11 protein-coding genes are annotated in these 19,634 nt (G+C 38.9%); all 11 read left to right on the top strand.

Features of this window, described 5'->3' with window-relative positions; genetic code table 11:
* Positions 1–4: 4 nt before the first annotated feature.
* The 11 genes from ABD792_RS05390 to ABD792_RS05340 all read left to right on the top strand — a co-directional run bounded on the left by ABD792_RS05390 (position 5) and on the right by ABD792_RS05340 (position 19,630).
* Positions 5–3,226, top strand: coding sequence for a GH92 family glycosyl hydrolase (locus ABD792_RS05390; RefSeq protein ID WP_345004810.1), 3,222 nt, complete (start codon positions 5–7; stop codon positions 3,224–3,226).
* A gap of 8 nt (positions 3,227–3,234) precedes the next feature.
* Positions 3,235–5,637, top strand: a complete 2,403-nt coding sequence (locus tag ABD792_RS05385; RefSeq protein ID WP_345004808.1) for a GH92 family glycosyl hydrolase — start codon at positions 3,235–3,237, stop codon at positions 5,635–5,637.
* Positions 5,638–5,727: 90 nt separating this feature from the next.
* Entirely contained in the window at positions 5,728–7,014 is a 1,287-nt protein-coding gene (locus ABD792_RS05380) for a glucosidase family protein (RefSeq protein WP_345004807.1), read from the top strand.
* A gap of 58 nt (positions 7,015–7,072) precedes the next feature.
* Positions 7,073–7,810, top strand: coding sequence for a GntR family transcriptional regulator (locus tag ABD792_RS05375; protein WP_345004806.1), 738 nt, complete (start codon positions 7,073–7,075; stop codon positions 7,808–7,810).
* A 92-nt stretch (positions 7,811–7,902) separates the two neighbouring features.
* The gene (locus tag ABD792_RS05370; protein ID WP_345004805.1) at positions 7,903–8,829 is read left to right on the top strand and encodes an ROK family protein; all 927 of its coding nucleotides are present in this window, start codon (positions 7,903–7,905) and stop codon (positions 8,827–8,829) included.
* A gap of 10 nt (positions 8,830–8,839) precedes the next feature.
* Entirely contained in the window at positions 8,840–10,000 is a 1,161-nt protein-coding gene (locus ABD792_RS05365) for an MFS transporter (protein WP_345004804.1), read from the top strand.
* Positions 10,001–10,131: 131 nt separating this feature from the next.
* A complete protein-coding gene (locus tag ABD792_RS05360; protein WP_345004802.1) occupies positions 10,132–13,356 on the top strand; it encodes a DUF1553 domain-containing protein in 3,225 nt (1,074 codons plus the stop codon).
* Positions 13,357–13,394: 38 nt separating this feature from the next.
* Positions 13,395–14,906 (top strand): DUF1501 domain-containing protein, encoded by a 1,512-nt coding sequence (locus tag ABD792_RS05355; RefSeq protein WP_345004801.1) that lies wholly within the window; start codon positions 13,395–13,397, stop codon positions 14,904–14,906.
* 85 nt (positions 14,907–14,991) lie between these two features.
* On the top strand, positions 14,992–16,380 hold the full coding sequence (locus tag ABD792_RS05350; RefSeq protein ID WP_345004800.1) for a DUF2231 domain-containing protein: 1,389 nt from the start codon (positions 14,992–14,994) through the stop codon (positions 16,378–16,380).
* Positions 16,381–16,459: 79 nt separating this feature from the next.
* Positions 16,460–16,582, top strand: a complete 123-nt coding sequence (locus tag ABD792_RS05345) for a hypothetical protein (RefSeq protein WP_345004798.1) — start codon at positions 16,460–16,462, stop codon at positions 16,580–16,582.
* 78 nt (positions 16,583–16,660) lie between these two features.
* Positions 16,661–19,630, top strand: a complete 2,970-nt coding sequence (locus ABD792_RS05340; protein WP_345004796.1) for a GH92 family glycosyl hydrolase — start codon at positions 16,661–16,663, stop codon at positions 19,628–19,630.
* Positions 19,631–19,634 lie beyond the last annotated feature (4 nt).

The following is a 19,634-nucleotide window of genomic DNA, read 5'->3' as shown; positions in this document are numbered from 1 at the left end:
ATAAATGAAATTTAAACTCTTGATTGCAGCCGCCATGTCTTTTACCGTTGGGTATACCCAAAATGCAACGGTATGGCAGATAGGAAAATCGGATAATAGTAGTGCTGAGTTTGCTTTGGCAAAAGGTGAGTACAGCAAATTCCTTGAAAAGGACTTTGGGTGGGAAGATCGGTTTTATGTTATAGGCTATTCCCATGAAGCAAATGATTTTCCGTTTGTACTGCCAGGTGCAATGGATTATTGGGGTGGAACCTCTGGATTGGCCGGAATACGTCCGCACGAAATCAATATTTTATTTGGGCTAAGCGAAGAACCTAAAAGAGACCCTTGGAGCTTAGTTGTTGATGTTTTAGATTGTAATCCAGAAACACCGCCTTACTTTAAGGTAACGGTCAACAATAAATCATGGAAGTTTAAATTGGACAAAGGTTACAATGCGGAAGCCTTAAAAGGAGTAAACTCCGGCACTAAAGAGCAAAAGTTAAACATTCCAATTCCCGAAGACCTGATAAAGTATGGAGGGAATAGAATTCAGTTAACAACTTTGGAAGGAAGTTGGTTGGTATTCGATCAGGTACGTCTGGAAGGCCCTAAAAACATAAAACTATTAACACCAGAAAACGCATTTTTAAGAAGCGTTAGCCCGGCCGATTATGAGTTGGAAGTTAATGGAGAAATGGTGCAGCCTTTGTTGATAGATGTACAGCATCTCCAAGGCAGTCCGAAACTTGAAATACAGCTGGATGGCAAGGTCATTTTTGAAGAGATAGTAGAGCATGGGCGTAATATTTATGAAGCCCCTATGGCTGTGGTTACATCGTCAAAAGTTAGCAATTATGTTGTTTTACTCAATGGGACTCCGATTGAAAAGGGTACAGTAAATAGAACTCCAAATAAGACCAATAGGTTGGTTGATTATGTGGACACCAAAATAGGAACGGGACATTCCAGGTGGATGATTGCACCCGGGCCATGGATGCCCTTTGGAATGGTTAAAATAAGCCCCGACAATCAAAACGAAGGGTGGCAGGCTGGATATCAGCCTACGTTTGAAAGTGTAGGAACCTTTAGTCATATACATGAATGGACCATGGCAGGTTTGGGGACCTTCCCCACCAATGGGCCATTGATAACTGAAGTGGGGAATCAAGGAGAACCCGATTCAGGATACCGCTCGCGGGTTGATAAAACGACCGAAGAGGCACCTTTGGGTTACTATTCGGTGCTTTTAAGTGATTATAATATCAAAGCTGAGTTAACAGCAACAACACGTGCCAGTTTCCAGCGTTATACCTATCCGAAGGATATACCCAACTCCAGAATACTGGTCGATCTTCAAATTCCTTCGGAGTATGCCTATGCTATTAAAGAAGCGCATTTCAAAAAGATAGACGACCATAAGATAGCAGGTTATAGTAAACAGGTTTCACCATCCGTTTGGGGAGAACAATACTATCGAAGTAAAATGGTTGAAGGTGGTGATAAAACAAGGGAATGGGATATTATTGCACAAGAGTATACGGTTCATTTTGTAATGGAATTTGACCAACCCATTAAAGCCTTTGGTACATGGGTAAATGGTAGCAAAGAGGGTAAAGGAGATGCTGTTATTATGAACGATGCCGAACTAACAGTTGCCGATCCCGAAGATATTGTTGCTTTTGTTGAGTTTGACACGTCCGAACACCAGATAGTCCAAACAAGAACAGGTATTTCATATGTAAGTATAGACAATGCGGTACTTAATTTGGAAGAAGAAATAACCAAGCCCTTTGGTTGGAGCTTTGAGAAAGTTAGAGAGTATCAAGAAAACACTTGGAACAATTTGTTTAAGAGGGTACAGATTACATCAAATAACAGATTAGAAAAAACAAGATTTTACTCTAATATGTATCGTGCTTTAGTAAGTAGAAATATATTTAGCGATGTAGATGGTAGTTGGGTAGATGCTGATGAAAATATTCAAAAGTTTAGCGATCCTAATGATGTTGCTTTGGGGTGTGATGCTTTTTGGAATACCTTTTGGAATTTGAACCAGTTTTGGAATCTGGTGACGCCGGAATGGTCATCAAAGTGGGTGAAATCACAATTGGCAATGTACGATGCCAATGGCTGGTTGGCCAAAGGCCCTGCAGGGATGGAGTATGTTCCTGTAATGGTTGCAGAACATGAAATTCCACTCATTGTAGGCGCTTACCAAATGGGGATTCGAGATTATGATGCCGAAAAAGCGTTTAATGCTGTTTATAAAATGCAAACCACCAAAGGTGAGCAGGTAGGTAACGGATATGCCGGAAACAGGGATTTGGAAACCTATTTAAAACATAAGTATGTGCCTTACAACAAGGGCCGTTTTTCGAACACTCTGGAATACTCCTTTGATGATTTTACCGTATCTCAGTTTGCAAAATCTTTAGGTAAAACAAAAGTGTTTAACGAATTTATAGATAGAGGATACTGGTGGAAACACGCTATAGATCCCGAAATAGGATTTGCTAGATTGAGACATTCGGATGGTACTTGGTTTAAGGATTTCGATCCAATTGAAACAGGTGGAAATCATCAGTTTGCAGAGGGGAATGCCTGGCAGCTTACCTTTTTTGTGCCACAGGATATTCCGGCATTAGCAGAAATAATAGGCGAAGATGAATTTGTAAAGCGTTTAGATGGAGGCTTTAATGTTAGTAGTAATTGGCGTTACAATGCACCAAATGAAAAATACTGGGATTTCCCTGTGATCCAGGGGAACCAACAGTCCATGCACTTTTCGTTTATGTTTAATTGGGTAAAACGCCCTTGGTTAACCCAGAAATGGAATAGAGATATCTTATCCCGTTTTTATGGTTATGGTGTTTCTAATGCCTATTTGGGCGATGAAGACCAGGGGCAAATGAGTGCTTGGTATATGATGTCGGCTTTAGGGCTGTTCCAAACCGATGGCGGTACGAGGACAGAACCTATTTACGAGATTGGAAGTCCGTTGTTTGAAAAAATAGAAATAGATTTAGGAAACCAATACAACAGAGGCAAGACTTTTATAATTGAAGCTAAAAATAATTCTTTCAATAATAAATATGTGCAAAGTGCAACACTTAATGGTAAAGTATTGAAGAACTTCTGGTTTCCGGCCGGTGAATTGTTAAAAGGTGGGAAACTGGAATTGGAAATGGGACCCAAGCCGAATAAACAATGGGGTGTATATGAGATGCCTCCCAGTCCTAAATAAATAATAAGATGAAAGTCTTTAAACTAATAATTGCTGCCTTTTTGTTGAGCCTTTTTGTAGAGGCATGCAAGCAGCAAAATGTATCTAAGGATAGGTCTTTGGTTGCCCTGACTCAATATGTTGATCCTCAAATAGGCTCTGTGCACGGACGTTGGTTTTTTTACACACCCGCAGCACGCCCTTTTGGTATGGCCAAATTAGCACCACATACCAATGGCTATAACAGTGCCGGAGGCTGGGGACCTACTGGTTACGACGACAGGCATACGTCTATTGAAGGCTTTGGGCATTTTCATGAATTTCAAATAGGCGGTTTGGTATTCATGCCCACAGTTGGGGATCTAAAAACGGTACCAGGAACCTTAGAAAGCCCTAATTCTGGTTATCGTTCTCGTTTCGATAAGATTACCGAACATGCCGAAACGGGATACTATAGCGTACTTTTAAAAGACTATAACATTAAAGCCGAATTAACAGCTACCGAACGTGTAGGCTATCAGCGTTTCACATATCCCGAAACCAAAGAAGCACACGTTGTGATAGATCTGGGGCACAAGCAAGGCGAAAGTGGTGATGTTACGAATGCCTTTGGTAGCATTGTAAATGGTACGGAGGTAGAAGGTTATATAGAAACCTATCCCGAATATGTTAAGTTTTGCGATCCGGGGAAACGCGTTAAAATGTATTTTGTGGCAAAACTCAATAAAAAGCCTATACAGGTTGGAAGCTTTATTGATAGCATTCAAAAACCAGCAGAATTTAAAACTGAAGGAATCAATAATGGTTTGTATCTCACTTTTAACATGGAGCAGGATGAGGTTTTAGAAATCCAAACGGGATTAAGTTATACATCTATTGAAAATGCGCGTTTAAACTTGCAAACAGAATCAAAAGGAAAAACATTTGATGATGTCAAACAAGAGTCTAAGGGCATTTGGAATGAAAAATTAAATAACATTGTTGTAGAAGGTGGTCAGGAAAAGGATAAGACTAAGTTTTACACCGGGTTGTACCATGCACTGTTGGGAAGAGGTCTTGCTAACGATGTTAATGGACAGTATCCCAAAGCCGATGATGAGATTGGGCAAATTCCTCTGGATGAAAACAACAAACCTATTTATAACCACTATAATACCGATGGCATTTGGGGAGGGTTCTGGAATTTGAGTCAGCTTTGGGCTTTGGCTTACCCCGATTATTTTAGTGACTATGTCCAGTCTAATATTGACTATTATAAAGATCGTGGCTGGTTACATGACGGAGGGGCTAATGGTGTGTTTACAAACGGCGTACAGACCAATTTTCAGGGTCTTCTATTAGCTTCTGCTTACAACGTAGGAATTCGTGATTTTGATGTAAAAACAGGTTATGAAGCAGCCATTAAAAATGAGCTGGAATACCGCGGACGCGATCTTGGTAATGGTAAATACGACCTGGCTTATTTTGTAAAAGAACATTACGTACCCTATAAAGATACTATTATATCTAATGGGTGGGTGTTTAATTTTGGAGCCTCCCATACTCTGGAATACAGTTTCAGTTCCTACGGTGTGGCACAAATGGCCGGAAGTATGAGAGATACTTCTAATTACAAGAAGCTTATGGCGCAAGCGGGATACTATAAAAATTTGTTCGATCCCGAGACTAAGTTTATACGTCCCAAGTTAGAGAACGGAACGTTTATAAAAGATTTTGATCCTATGCGGGGGTGGGATGGATTTCAGGAAGGTAATGCCTATCAATATACCTGGTATGTGCCGCATGACGTGCAAGGACTCATCAATTTAATAGGGAAGCCACTGTTTAATCAGCGTTTGGAAGATATGTTTGTCAATGCACAAAAAAGTATGTTTGGCGGTGGATCGGAAGAAATACACAGTTTTTCCGGTGTAGAAAAACTATACAATCATGGGAATCAACCCTGTTTGCATGATGCTTGGTTGTTCAATTATTCAGGGAAACCCTGGTTAACCCAAAAATGGGTGCGTACTATCTGCAATGAGTTTTATGGAACAGAACCTTTACATGGATATGGTGTGGGACAGGATGAAGACCAAGGACAGTTAGGGGCTTGGTATGTCATGGCGTCTATGGGATTATTTGATGTACAGGGGCATAGTGCTGCTAATCCAACCTTTCAATTTGGTAGTCCGTTGTTTGATAAAATAACGATCCAGTTGGATGAGACATACTATGAAGGGAAGGAGTTGGTTATTGAAACGGTTAATCAGTCAACCGATAATCATTACATTCAAACAGCATCTTGGAATGGAAACCCCCTGGGCAATAACTGGATGTTACATCGCGATCTTATGAAAGGTGGAACCTTAAGGATTAGTTTGGGAAAAGAACCAAACACAAATTGGGGGGTGGAGTCGATGCCTCCATCGATGTCTAATTCAAAAGAATAGAATATTATAAAGAACCTATCATTCAAAGCTGTCAGATTGAGTGTGGTCGAAGTCAAAGCGACGATCTTTTTAAAAATAAAAAATTAACAGATGAAACAATTAGTGCTAACTGTAATAACGTGTGTTTTGATAGCATGCTCCGGAAATAAAGAAAACAAAGCATTAGCAAAAAAAATACTGACTGACCCCGGGTTTAAAGAAGTAAAGGAAAGAGCTCTTGAAGTGGTTAAAACAGGCTTTAATGCCGGCGATGGCTATGGTGAGGTATGGATCAGGGATTATAATACCTTTATCGAATTGTCAGCAGAAGTGTTCGATAAGGAAACCCTTAAAGAAAATTTACTGGTCTTTTTTCGTTTACAGGGAGAGGATGGTAATATCATAGATGGTTTTATTCCGAAGGAGAAGGCCGTACAGACCGAAGGCGGCTATCAATACATTTATTCCGATTTGGAGCCAAACTATTGTGGACATAAAAATACGGTGGAAACAGATCATGAAACTTCCTTGATACAGGCTGTATATAAATATATTAAGAAAACAGGAGATACCGGTTTTTTAAGTATTAAAATAGGGGATATAACGGTCGCCGAACGTATGGAACAATCCATGGCATTTTTAATGGATCACCGCTGGTCCGAGAAATACGGTTTGATATACGGAGCCACTACTGCCGATTGGGGGGATGTACAGCATACCCATCCCTGGGGTGTTTATATAACCGATGATACGGTGTATTGTGTAGATATTTACGATAATGCCATGCTATTGATTGCATTGGATAATATGATGGAACTCATTCCCGAAACTAAAGGAAAATGGCAAGCGATTCGCGATGAGGTAGCAACAAATACCATGAAGGTGTTATGGGACGAGAAGAATCAAAAATTTATTCCTCATGTGTATTTGGAAAAATCGCCTTATCCTGCAGATTTTAACGAAAATGAGATCTATTATCACGGTGGTACTGCGGTTGCTATTGAAGCCGGCCTGTTGAATAAAGAACAGATTAAAATAGCCGTGGATAAAATGGTTGCCAATGTAAAAGCTTCCGAAGCAGGTTCCATTGGGCTTACCATGTATCCGCCATATCCCGAATGGGCTTTTGAGAACAAAGGGATGTATCCGTATGGGTATCAAAACGGTGGAGACTGGACCTGGTTTGGAGGGCGTATGATCCAACAATTGATAAAGTATGGTTTTGTTAAAGAAGCTTACGAACAAATGCTACCTATGACCGATCGCGTGATTAAAAATAATGGTTTTTTCGAGTGGTATACAGTCGATAATAAACCCGAGGGCTCAGGGACATTTAGAGGCTCAGCAGGAGTTTTATATGCCGCTATAGAACAGTTTTATGATTGGGCTAACGAATAAGTTAAAAATGTCATATATTTAGCATTCATTAATATGAAAAAAAACGAAGGCTTCAATAATGAATTTTAAGTTAGATCAAAATAGTCCCGTACCACTTCATGCTCAAATAGAAGTGTATTTAAGAGAGCTGATAAAAAGAGAGGATTATATTAAAGGAGACAAGCTTTTACCAAAAGAAGTAGCCTTGTCCAAAAAGCTTGGGGTATCAAGGAATACGATACGACAAGCCATTAATAAATTGGTACATGAAGGACTTATTGAACGTAAAAAAGGTATTGGAACCAAGGTTATAGCCAAGAAAATATCAACGCGCCTCGATAACTGGATTAGTTTTACCAAAGAAATGCGCAACCAGGGTATTGAAGTAGTTAACTACCTTGTGAACATAGCTTTGGTGCAGGCAGAGAAAGAAGTCTATGAAGCATTAGGTGTTCCAGAAACAAAAAAAGTATGGAAATTAGAAAAGATAAGAGGATCTAAAGAAGCAAAATACCTGTATTCAGTTTCGTATTTCCACCCAAGGATAGGTATTACAGGCGATGAAAATTTTATGATTCCTCTGTATGAATTATTAGAGAGAGAACATGATATTATAGTGTCCACATCCAAAGAAAAATTAAAAGCGGTCTCAGCCGATGCTAAAATAGCGGAGATGTTAGATGTTAAAAAAGAGATGGCTATTTTAAAGAGAGAACGATTGGTTTTAGATGTGGGAGATAGACCAGTGGAATATAACACCGTCTATTATCATACAGATTATTTTACTTACGATATAGATATTAAAAGAGAACTTTAATAGAAAATAACCAATAATGGACAAACGTGTTTTTAATTATATTGTATATACATTTGAACATTTTAGTGTAATAAATTTTTAAAATTATAAGGATGAAAAACAACATTGCCATTGGAGTCGATATTGGCGGAAGTCATATAACAAGTGCGGCTGTAGATATTAATACCCTTGAAATAATTTCGGGAACGACACATTCTGTAAAAGTCAATAATAAAGCCACTAAGGAAGATATTTTTTTAAACTGGAGTCAGGCCATTAATAAAACCATAGCCGACGTTTCCAAAGAAACAGACGTGCATATTGGGTTTGCCATGCCGGGACCTTTTCATTATAAAACGGGATTGGCCATGTTTGAAGGTAACGACAAATATGAAAACCTGTATAATGTATCAGTACCCAATGAATTGGCAAAATATATTAACGCCAGTTCGGTTAATATGCGGTTTATTAATGATGCTACGGCTTTTGGAGTTGGCGTTTCCGCAATGGGAAAAGCTAAAAATTATAGTAAAACGATAGCCGTGACCCTTGGTACTGGATTTGGTTCAGCATTTATAAAGGAGGGCGTGCCTCAGGTTAATGCCGATGATGTGCCCGAAGGAGGCTGTTTATGGGATGAACCTTATAAGGATGGTATAGGAGATGACTATTTTTCAACACGTTGGTGTATTAAACGTTATTATGAATTAACATCAAAGCAGGTGCACGGTGTTAAAGACATTGCCGAAGCAAATGATGCCCATTCAAAACAGGTTTTCACGGAATTTGGTGCTAATATGGCCGAGTTTATGATTCCTTTCCTCCAAAAATTCAAACCAGAGCTTATTATATTAGGTGGGAACGTATCCCTAGCCCACGACTTCTTTCTGCCTACTTTAAAACAAAAAATTAGCGAGGCTGGATTACTAGTTGATTTCGAAATTTCAAAACTAATGGAAGATGCAGCCATTATAGGTAGTGCCAAACTATTTGACTTACATTTTTGGGAACATGTAAAGAATGATTTACCTAACCTCTAAATATAAATGAATGACTTCAAAAAGAATCCATTTAACTAAGATTTTACCAGTTTTCCTCACCTTTATCGTCATGGGATTTGTTGATATTGTAGGTGTTTCAACAGGCTATGTGCAAAAGGATTTTGAACTTTCCGATACGTTGGCGCAATTTATCCCTTCTATGGTCTTTATTTGGTTTTTTGTATTTTCAATACCAGTTGGCTTATTACAGGATAAAATAGGTAAAAAGAAGATGATGAACATTGGTATTATAGTAACCTTATTAGGCATGTCGCTTCCCTTTGTTAATTACTCTTTTATTATGGTCTTAATTGCTTTTGTATTTATTGGTATAGGAAACACGATTGTACAAGTTGCTGCAAACCCATTATTACAGGAAGTAACACCAAAGGAAAAATTATCAAGTTTTTTAAGCCTTTCACAATTCGTAAAAGCGATCACCTCGTTACTGGGGCCTATTATCGCCACCTATATGGCTCTACATTTTGGTGACTGGCGATTGGTATTTATTGTTTATAGCGTGGTTTCCATTATTTCCCTGTTATGGTTATATACTACAAAAATAGAAGAGGTTATTAAGTCCGATACACCTGCAACATTTGCTTCTTGCATAGGCTTGCTTAAAAATAAATTCATCATTGCAGTCGTGATAGCCATATTCCTGATTGTTGGTGCCGATGTAGGGATGAATTCCAATATTCAAAGCTTTTTAATGAAATTACACGGACTAACCTTGGAAAGTGCATCCTATGGCATAAGTGTTTATTTTACGGCTTTAATGATTAGCCGTTTTCTGGGGGCCATATTATTACAGTTTTTTAAGCCTATCTTCTTTTTAGTCAGCACGACTACTTTAGCTCTAGTAGGTGTACTGTTGATTTTACTTTCGCCTACAGTATTTTTGGCCCAAATTGGTATCTTTATAGTAGGTTTGGGAGCAGGGAACTTATTTCCTTTGGTATTCTCCATAGCCATTAACAAAATGCCAACAAGAGCCAACGAAATATCGGGGTTATTGATTATGGCAGTAGTTGGTGGGGCGGTCATTCCACCAATTATGGGGGCAGTAACTTCTGTTTCTGGAGTTGTAGGTAGCATTTTGGTTTTGATTGTGTGTTTTGCTTATATGTTTGTATTGCCATTGATCGATAGCAATAGAACCAATACTTGATAGAGAAGGTCAAGACAAGTAGACAGGATGTAGGGGTTTGATGCAGTTAAAGTGATATTTAGCTTAGGTTATAGGAGCATGGATAAATAAGTAGAAAGGAGCAATAGGTTGAAAAGTATTTTGTAACGATCATGATAAAATTATATAAAAGAGACATATTATTTATAGTAATTGCTTTTTGTATTTCATGTAAAGGGCCGGAATTGCCCGAGACAGTTTATTCGCAATATCAAAGTCTTCCAAATGAAGTTGACTTTAACAAGCATGTAAAACCAATATTATCGGACAAATGTTTTTTATGTCATGGTCCGGACAAGGGAAAAATTGAAGGCGGTTTACAATTACATGCAGCTCAAGCAGCCTATGCAGAATTAACAGAATCTCCGGGTAAGTTTGCCATAAAACCTGGTAACCTGAATAAAAGTGAGGTATTTCACAGGATTCTATCAACAGATCCAAACGAAATTATGCCGGAGCCTAGTTCTCACTTAACATTGTCCTATTATGAAAAAGCAGTTTTAATAAAATGGATCGAAGATGGCGCAAAATATAAGGATCATTGGGCATTTATTAAACCTAAGGCTTATAAGATGCCGAAAGTTAAAAATAACAATTTTGTTGCCAACCCTATCGATAATTTTATATTGGCGCGTCTAGAAAAGGAAAAGTTAGAGCCAAGTCCCAGAGCAGATAAGGAAACTTTATTACGTAGGGTATCTTTGGATCTTACAGGTTTACCACCTACTATAGAAGATATAGATGCTTTTTTAAGCGATGATGCACCAAATGCTTATGAAAAACAAGTAGACAAGTTGCTGGCTTCGAGTCAATTTGGTGAGCAGATGGCTTTAGGTTGGATGGACCTCTCACGGTTTGCAGATACCCATGGTTACAGTGTGGATCGATATAGGGACATGTCGCCTTGGCGTGATTGGGTGATCGATGCTTTTAATAAAAATATGCCTTATGATCAGTTTGTAACCTGGCAATTGGCGGGCGATTTATTAGAAAACCCCACCAAAGAAACCATTTTGGCAACAGCATTTAACCGTATTCATCCTCAAAATATGGAAGGCGGTATTATAAACGAAGAATTTTTGGTAGAGTATGCTGTGGACAGAGCGACTACAACGGGACAGGCTTTTATGGGACTTACCGTTGCTTGTGCTAGGTGCCACGATCACAAATACGACCCAATTTCTCAAAAGAATTTTTACGAGTTAACCAGCTATTTTAATAATATAAATGAGTCGGGGCAAATTTCTTTCAATAATGCAATGCCTGTCCCAACAATGCTTTTGCCAACAGAAGAAGAAGCTAAGGTAAAACAGTATCTCGAAAACTTGATGGAGACTACGGAAGAAAAAATAGTAGCAAGGGAAGGTTCGGAAGGTGTTTTGGGATTCAATGCATGGCTAAAAGAAGGAATTTACAAATCTGCATTAAAAACAGATCCCAAAGCGGGTTTAACAGCTTATTTTAATTTGGATAGTCAAGGCTTGGAGAATCTCTTAACCCCGAGTCAAAAAGGAACAATGAAGCGTGAATCGCGCGAAAATCTTGAAGTCCCTCTTACAAAAGGCAAAAAAGGAAAAGGCATTTTGTTTGATGGTGATACATGGCTGGATTTAAAAAAGGCAGGGGTTTTTGGCCGCAATGATGCCTTTAGCATTAGCGTTTGGGCTAATGTTCCGGAAACTATTAAAAATGGTAATATACTTCACAAGGGAGATGGTGCCATTCTTTATAATTGGCGTGGGTATCATCTTAAGATTGTCGATGACAAACTGGAATTAATGATGGCGCATACAGCGCCCGATAATGCCATAATAAAAATCTCAAACGGTGGTTTTCCTAGAGATGAATGGGTGCATTTTGCTATAACTTATAACGGATCCAGTAAAGCAGAGGATTATAAATTATATGTAAATGGTAAAGAAGTAGAAACAACGGTTAAAACGGATAATCTTTATAAGGATATACTTTTTAGAAGAGGTAACGAACCAGGCTTACAATTAGGAGCCAGGTTAAGGGGAAAAGGAATAAAAGGAGCCGTTGTAGATGAAATTAAAGTGTACGAAAGGGCATTGTCGGCAATTGAGATCATGCAATTGGCAGAGACAGATGATGTAAAGAAGATGTTTTTAAAGGATATTACAGAGCTTTCATTAAATGACAAAAAACTGTTGCAAGATTTCTACTTAAAAAAGATTTATCATGAAGGAGATAGTCAACAGCGACAACTGGCGAAATTAAGAAAACAATATGTAGATAGTGTAGAGAAGATCCAGGAGGTAATGATTATGAAGGAATTACCAGATCCTGTTCAGGCCTATGTTCTGGAACGGGGTGATTATAAAGCCAAAGGAGAGAAGGTCTTTCCTAATACCCCTGAGGCTTTGCTCCCCATACCGACAGACTATCCTAAAAACCGATTGGGGCTGGCAAAATGGTTGTTTCATAAAGATCACCCACTAACTGCAAGAGTGGCAATAAACAGGTTTTGGCAACATTACTTTGGACAGGGTCTGGTAAAAACAAGCGAAGATTTTGGAAATCAGGGAGAAATGCCATCACATCCAGAACTATTAGATTGGCTGTCAATCCATTTTAGAGCATCCGGGTGGGATGTTAAAGCATTACAGAAATTAATAGTGATGTCCAATACCTACCAGCAAGCGTCAAAGGCTAATGAATCTCTGTTTGAACGGGATGCCGAAAATAAATTATTAGCAAGAGGACCTTCCATGCGTTTAACAGGAGAAATGTTAAGAGATAATGCATTGGCCTGTTCAGGACTGTTAAATAAAACCATTGGAGGAGAGAGTGTAAGCCCTTATCAGCCTGAAGGGTTATGGAGTGTTAATAATGCTAGGTACAAACAAGATACTGGCGAAAATTTATACCGCAGAAGTTTGTATACTATTTGGAAACGATCCGTACCGCACCCTACCCTTGCTACTTTTGATGCGCCAGCGCGCGATGTTTGTACCGTTCGTAGACAGAAAACTAACACCCCATTACAAGCCTTGGTTTTGCTTAACGACCCCATCTATATTGAAGCCGCCAGAGTTATTGGAAAGGATATGGCTGGTTATAAAGATCAAAAAGAGGCCATAGCGACTATATTTAGAAAGCTTACAGGGAGAAAAATTAAAAAAGAAGAACTGCAATTGCTGGTAGAGCTTCATGAAAGTGAGTATATGAAGTTCGTTGATAATATAGACAAAGCAAAAGGGTGGTTAAATACAGGAGCATATAAAATAAAAGAAAGAGACAATAAGGCATTGATAGCGGCTAACGCCGTAACAGTCAATACCGTTATGAATATGGATGCATATATAACCAAGAGATAGGTATTTCTATTTTGATGTCTAATCAAAAATAAAGCATTATGTGTAATAATCATGATAAGTTAAGATCTAATAATAAGGACCTACAGAATATTGAAAAGCAGTGGGATCGAAGAACGTTTTTTAAAAAGACGTCCTTAGGACTAGGTGCTATAGCCTTAGGATCCTTACTTAATTCGGAGAAGTCGTGGGCTAATGTAGGTTCTTTTGCTGATGATAAGTATGCTCTAGATGCTTTAGTCAAGAATAATTTAGGACTACCCCATCATTTACCCAAGGCGAAACGTGTGGTTTATCTGTTTCAAAGCGGAGGACCTTCCCAAATAGATCTGTTTGATTACAAGCCCAAGCTTAAAGATATGTTTGGTAATGATCTTCCCGATTCTGTAAGGGCAGGCCAACGATTAACAGGGATGAGTGCCGATCAGACAGCTTTTCCAATAGCACCTTCCATAATGAATTTTAAACAGTATGGAGAATCAAGGGCATGGGTAAGTGATGCCATGCCCTATTTATCGGAAATAGCAGACGATTTGTGTTTTATAAAGAGTATGCATACCGATGCCATTAACCATGATCCGGCTATTACTTTTTTTCAAACAGGAAGCCAACAACCCGGGCGTCCTTCTATAGGATCATGGATAAGTTATGGTTTGGGATCCGATAACGATAATTTACCAACATTTATTTCACTTGTTTCTAAAAACGGAAGCGGGCAACCGCTGTATTCCCGTCTCTGGGGTAATGGCTTTTTGCCTACAGAACATCAGGGTGTTCAATTCCGTTCAGGAAAAGATCCAGTACTGTACTTGGGAAATCCCGAAAATTATGATGGTGAGGATCGCAGAAATATGCTCAATTACTTAAATAAGCTAAACGGTATAGCATACGATACCTATGGTGATTCGGAGATAAATGCCAGGATTTCTCAATACGAAATGGCCTATAAAATGCAAACGTCGGTACCCGAAGTTACAGATACTTCAGATGAACCCGATTATATTTTCGATATGTATGGAGAAGATAGTCGTAACCCGGGAACATATGCCGCTAATTGCTTAATGGCGCGTAAGCTGTTGGAGAAAGATGTAAAGTTTGTACAGTTATATCATCAAGGTTGGGACCAACATGCAAATTGCCCGGGAGGGCTTAAAATGCAATGTAAGAATACCGATCAGGCGACGGCCGCATTGATAAAAGATTTAAAGCAAAGAGGGATGCTGGAAGACACTTTGGTGATTTGGGGTGGCGAATTTGGGCGTACCGTGTATTCGCAAGGGCAGTTAACAAATACCAATTATGGTCGGGATCATCACCCAAAGGCATTTACCATGTTTATGGCCGGTGCTGGAATAAAACCTGGATTTACCTATGGTGAAACAGATGATTTCAGTTACAACATTATTAAAGACCCAGTGCATACACATGATTTTCAAGCAACTTTACTGCACCTTTTTGGTATTGACCATGAAAGGCTGATCTATAAATATCAGGGACGAAGATTTAGGTTGACTGATGTTCATGGAAAGGTGGTAAAAGATATTTTAAGTTAAAACAAAAAAGCAAGGGATGAGTTGGCTATTAAAAGGCTTAACTGTGATTTGAATGAAGAGTATTTAGGAATAATAAGGGGTTTTTATGGAGAGTAATGTTTCAGATTTTATACTGTTTATAGGAAGGTTTCACCCACTTATAGTGCATCTGCCTATTGGATTTTTATGTTTCGCTTTTATGCTTGAGCTTGTTGGACATTATAAAAAACAACCAGCAATGACTTCGGCTATTCCCTTGGCTTTGCTAACTGGGGCTATAAGTGCAGCGGTAGCTTGTATTTTGGGATTCATGCTCTCAAAAAGTGGAGATTATGAGGCAGACGTTTTAAATGTACATTTTTGGTTTGGAATAGCCACAACGGGCATCACCTTTTTGGCATGGTTAATTCGGAGTGAAAAAATTAACATTTCAAAATTTGAAAAAGGAAAACACCATATATCTAGCTTGGCACTTATAGTAGTCTTACTAAGTGTTACGGGGCATTATGGCGGAAATTTAACCCATGGAGATGGCTATTTAACAAAGTATGCGCCTTTTGGAAAGAAACCAATCAAAGAGTTGCCTCAAATCTCTAAGCTAGAAGATGCCATTGTTTATGACTATTTGGTAAATCCTATCCTTCAAAATAGATGTGTAAGTTGCCATAATAACAGTAAGAAAAAGGGAGGACTTTCATTTCAAGATACGATTGCTATTCAAAACGGTGGTAAAAATGGGGCGGCTTTTGTTGCTGGAAATGCTGCGAAATCCGAAATGATACGCCGTGTCCTTTTGGATGAGCATCATGAAGATGTTATGCCGCCAGAAGGTAAAACACCTCTTACTGAAGAAGAGGTGGAAATTATGAAATATTGGATAAATAATGCCAATGCAGATTTTAGTATTAAAGTAGGGTCGGTTAAAACATCAGAAGCTATTAGAAGTATCGCTTCTAATATGTTAAAAATAGAAGGTGTAGTAGAAAAAAGTGTCGAAACCTTGCCCATACTCAGTAAGATTAACGATGAGATATTAAATGAAGTTATTGCAAGTGGTTTTAAAGTGAGAGAGTTGGTATTTGAGTCAAATTTATATGAAATTGTATTACCCACTTCGACGATAACAGAAGACAATAAAGACGAGCTTGATGCCAAACTTCTGAAGTTATTGAAGATAAAGGAACATATTTTTTGGTTGTCCTTAGGTGATAATTCTTTAAATGACAGCCATCTGGAAGTGATAAGCCAGTTTAAAAACTTAAGAAAACTCAATCTATATAAAAACCAAATAACCGATTCAGGGGTTATGGCTTTATTGGATAATGAGAGCATTACCAGTTTGAACTTATATCAAACAAACGTCACCAAAAAAAGTTTAGACCTGTTTTCCAAAATGAAGAACCTGAAAAGAGTATATCTATGGGGAACAGACATACATAAAAATGATTTAAGCCCATATCTCTCTAAAGAACATTTCCCGGAAATTGTACTGTAAAATAAAAAAGTAAAGGTTTAGCATAGAGCGTAATCAAATATTTGCTAATAACCAAACGTGTAAAAAATATACTGACAAAATGATTTTAAATAGAGTAATTCAAAATGCCTTATGCTTTTTGCTAATCATGGCTTCTTTAAATGTAGTTGCCCAAAAACCTGTCAATGAATTAAAATGGAATATTGGAGTTTCGGATAATTAAATTTTCGAATTTGCTTTAGCTCCAAGTGACTATAAAGAATTTGTTCCTAATGGTTTTGGGGGAGCCAATAGCTATTTTGTGGTTGGAGCATCTAATGTTAAAGAAGACTTTCCATATCTGTTACCGGGCCCTAAAGATGCTTTTTCCGGTTATGGGTATTGGGCCGGTCTGGCACTAAATACATTACCCGTTTATTTTGAAATAGTCAAGCTGCCTAGAGAAGGCAAATGTGTATTGTCAATAGATTTTGCAGATGTTAATGTACAGCAGGCGCCTTTGTTTCGCTGTACCGTAAACGGTGTAAATTATGAGTACCAGTTAAAAGAAGGGGCTTCCGAATCACCCGACAAGATAAAGGGAAAGCCCCAACAGGTTTCTTTTGCCCTACCTGTTTCCATTCTTAAGGAGGGGATTAATGAAATAGTCTTTCAGAACATGACCGGTAACTGGTGCGCTTTCGACGCTATTGCTTTTTACGGTCCATTGACATTGAAGATAGGTGCTCCAGGTAACACCCTTTTGCATGCGGTTGAATTTGCCGATAGTGAACAAGAACAGAAAGGTAAGAAAACCTTACCATTAAGACTCGATATGCGACATATTGGTAAAAAGGTTAAGATCAAGGTGGTAGTCGATGGTTTGGCATTAGAACACATAATGGAGGCTGGACACTCCATACTTGAATTTCAATTTCCAGCGGTAGATAAGCAAAAAACGTCACAAGTTCAGGTTTTTGTAGATGGCAAACTGAAATATGATGCCAAATTGAACCGTAAGCCAGCCCCGATGGTGCAACCGGTCGATTATGTAGATCAGTTTATGGGAACAAGCGGCTCTCGATGGATGATCGCCCCTGGACCTTGGATGCCAATGGGGATGGTAAAAATAGCTCCCGAAAATGAGGACAGTCAATGGAAAGCAGGTTATGAGTATCAAATAGAAAATGTGATGGGCTTTAGTCATCTTCACGAATGGACGATGGCAGGCTTGCTAATGATGCCAACAAACGGCCCATTACGTATTCAGCCCGGCCCAGCCAGCAATCCAGATCTGGGTTACAGATCCAGGATTGACAAACAAAAAGAGAAGGCCGAAATAGGAAGATATAGCACTTACCTCACCGATTATGATATTAATGTTGAGTTAACAGCTACCACCCGGGCTTCTATGCAGCGGTATACTTTTCCCGAAAGCAAAGAAAACAGGGTGTTGATAGACCTTCACTTTCCTGCCGAGTATACCTGGGATTTGCAGGATGCCGAAATTAAAAAGATAAGTGATACCGAAATAGAAGGCTGGGCGCAGTCACATTGTTCTGCTACGGGTTATGCTGGGAGTCAGGACTACAAGTTGCATTTTGTGATGCAATTCGATCAGCCCATTGTACAGATGGACGGGTGGGTATTGGATCGTATTAAAGAAAAAATCAATAAAATTAATAGCCAGTCCTACGATCCAGATTGGTTGCGCTGGTATCCCCAAAAGTATGATATAAAGGATGCAGGAGCTATAGTTAATTTTGCTAAAGGCACGAAAGAAGTAAAAGTAAGAACAGGTATTTCCTTAATAAATATTGAGCAAGCAAAGCTAAATCTTCAAGAAGAGATGGTAAAACCTTTCGACTGGGATTTCGAAGCCATTGTAGCCCACCAAAAAGCAACCTGGAATAGATTGTTGAACCGTGTGGAAATCGAAACGCCCGATATGCTCCAAAAGAAAAAGTTTTATACCAATTTCTACAGAGCATTGAGTCCAAGAACGACTTGGAGTGATGTAAACGGTAAATGGATGGATATGAATGAAAGGGTACAGCAGACCGATCCGTCTAGACCCGTTTATGGGAGTGATGGTTATTGGGGATGGCATTGGAATCTGGTGCAATTTTATAACCTAATAGCACCAGAATATGCTTCGGGTTGGATTCATACTTTTTTAGAAATGTATGACAAAGGAGGCTGGTTACCTATTGGAAATCCTGGTATGGAGTATTTCAGGGTGATGATCGGGCAGCCCGAGATACCCCTTATTGTTTCGGCCTATCAGCATGGGATTAGAGATTTTGATACGGATAAGATGTACAAAGCATTGTACCATCAACAAACCGCATTAATGGAAAAGTACCCTGGAGGCGGCGAAGTCGGTAATGAAAGTTATATTTATTATTTAGATAAGGGCTATGTACCACTTAACCAGGAATATCAAAGTTATGTATCCAATACCATGGAGTATGCCTATCAAGATTGGTGCTTTGCACAATATGCGCAAGCAATTGGGAAAGACTCTACCTATCAGGTCTTTATGAAACGCTCGGAGAATTGGAGAAACATATTTGATCCAGAAACAGGATTTGTACGCCCTAGGCATAAGGATGGCAGCTGGTTGGAAGATTTTAGTCCTTATCATGCACCCGGATTTTGCGAGTCTAACAGTTGGCAATATACTTGGTATGTACCACAAAATGTAAAAGGCTTGGTTGATGCTATGGGAAGAAAACGTTTTATAAAAGTATTGAATGAGGGGATGGTATCTTCAGAGAAAGTCTATTTTAATGCATTGGCCGATAATTTTACCAAATACCCGATCAACCATGGTAACGAGTCTAACATGCAATCGGCATACCTTTTTAACCATGCCGGAGAACCCTGGTTGACCCAGAAATGGGCACGGGCCATTCAGGAGAAATACTATGGTTTGGGGCCCCGGGATGCGTATCCGGGTGATGAAGACCAAGGTCAAATGAGTGCCTGGTATATTATGAGTACTATGGGGCTGTTCCAAATGGATGGAGGCAGCAGCATCAACCCAAATTACGAAATTGGAAGTCCAAGGTTCGAGAAAGTAACCATTCATTTAAGCGATAACTATTACAGCGGTAACACCTTTGTAATTAAAGCTAATAATGCCTCAAGGGAAAATAAATATATACACGCAGCAGAACTCAATGGAAAACCATTAAAAACTTGGAAAATCCCCCAAGCAGAATTGATTAAGGGAGGTGAATTGATTTTGGATATGAAAAGTACTCCTAAGAAAAATAGTTTTAAATAAAGTT

The organism is Snuella lapsa (assembly GCF_039539345.1).
GTDB lineage: Bacteria > Bacteroidota > Bacteroidia > Flavobacteriales > Flavobacteriaceae > Snuella > Snuella lapsa.
This window is presented reverse-complemented; position numbering and strand designations above follow the sequence as displayed.

What these genes read in the sequence shown, in the direction of transcription:
- ABD792_RS05390 (WP_345004810.1), top strand. Translation starts at nt 5, where the DNA reads ATGAAATTTAAACTCTTGATTGCAGCCGCCATGTCTTTTACCGTTGGG.
- ABD792_RS05385 (WP_345004808.1), top strand. Translation starts at nt 3,235, where the DNA reads ATGAAAGTCTTTAAACTAATAATTGCTGCCTTTTTGTTGAGCCTTTTT.
- ABD792_RS05380 (WP_345004807.1), top strand. Translation starts at nt 5,728, where the DNA reads ATGAAACAATTAGTGCTAACTGTAATAACGTGTGTTTTGATAGCATGC.
- ABD792_RS05375 (WP_345004806.1), top strand. Translation starts at nt 7,073, where the DNA reads ATGAATTTTAAGTTAGATCAAAATAGTCCCGTACCACTTCATGCTCAA.
- ABD792_RS05370 (WP_345004805.1), top strand. Translation starts at nt 7,903, where the DNA reads ATGAAAAACAACATTGCCATTGGAGTCGATATTGGCGGAAGTCATATA.
- ABD792_RS05365 (WP_345004804.1), top strand. Translation starts at nt 8,840, where the DNA reads ATGACTTCAAAAAGAATCCATTTAACTAAGATTTTACCAGTTTTCCTC.
- ABD792_RS05360 (WP_345004802.1), top strand. Translation starts at nt 10,132, where the DNA reads ATGATAAAATTATATAAAAGAGACATATTATTTATAGTAATTGCTTTT.
- ABD792_RS05355 (WP_345004801.1), top strand. Translation starts at nt 13,395, where the DNA reads ATGTGTAATAATCATGATAAGTTAAGATCTAATAATAAGGACCTACAG.
- ABD792_RS05350 (WP_345004800.1), top strand. Translation starts at nt 14,992, where the DNA reads ATGGAGAGTAATGTTTCAGATTTTATACTGTTTATAGGAAGGTTTCAC.
- ABD792_RS05345 (WP_345004798.1), top strand. Translation starts at nt 16,460, where the DNA reads ATGATTTTAAATAGAGTAATTCAAAATGCCTTATGCTTTTTGCTAATC.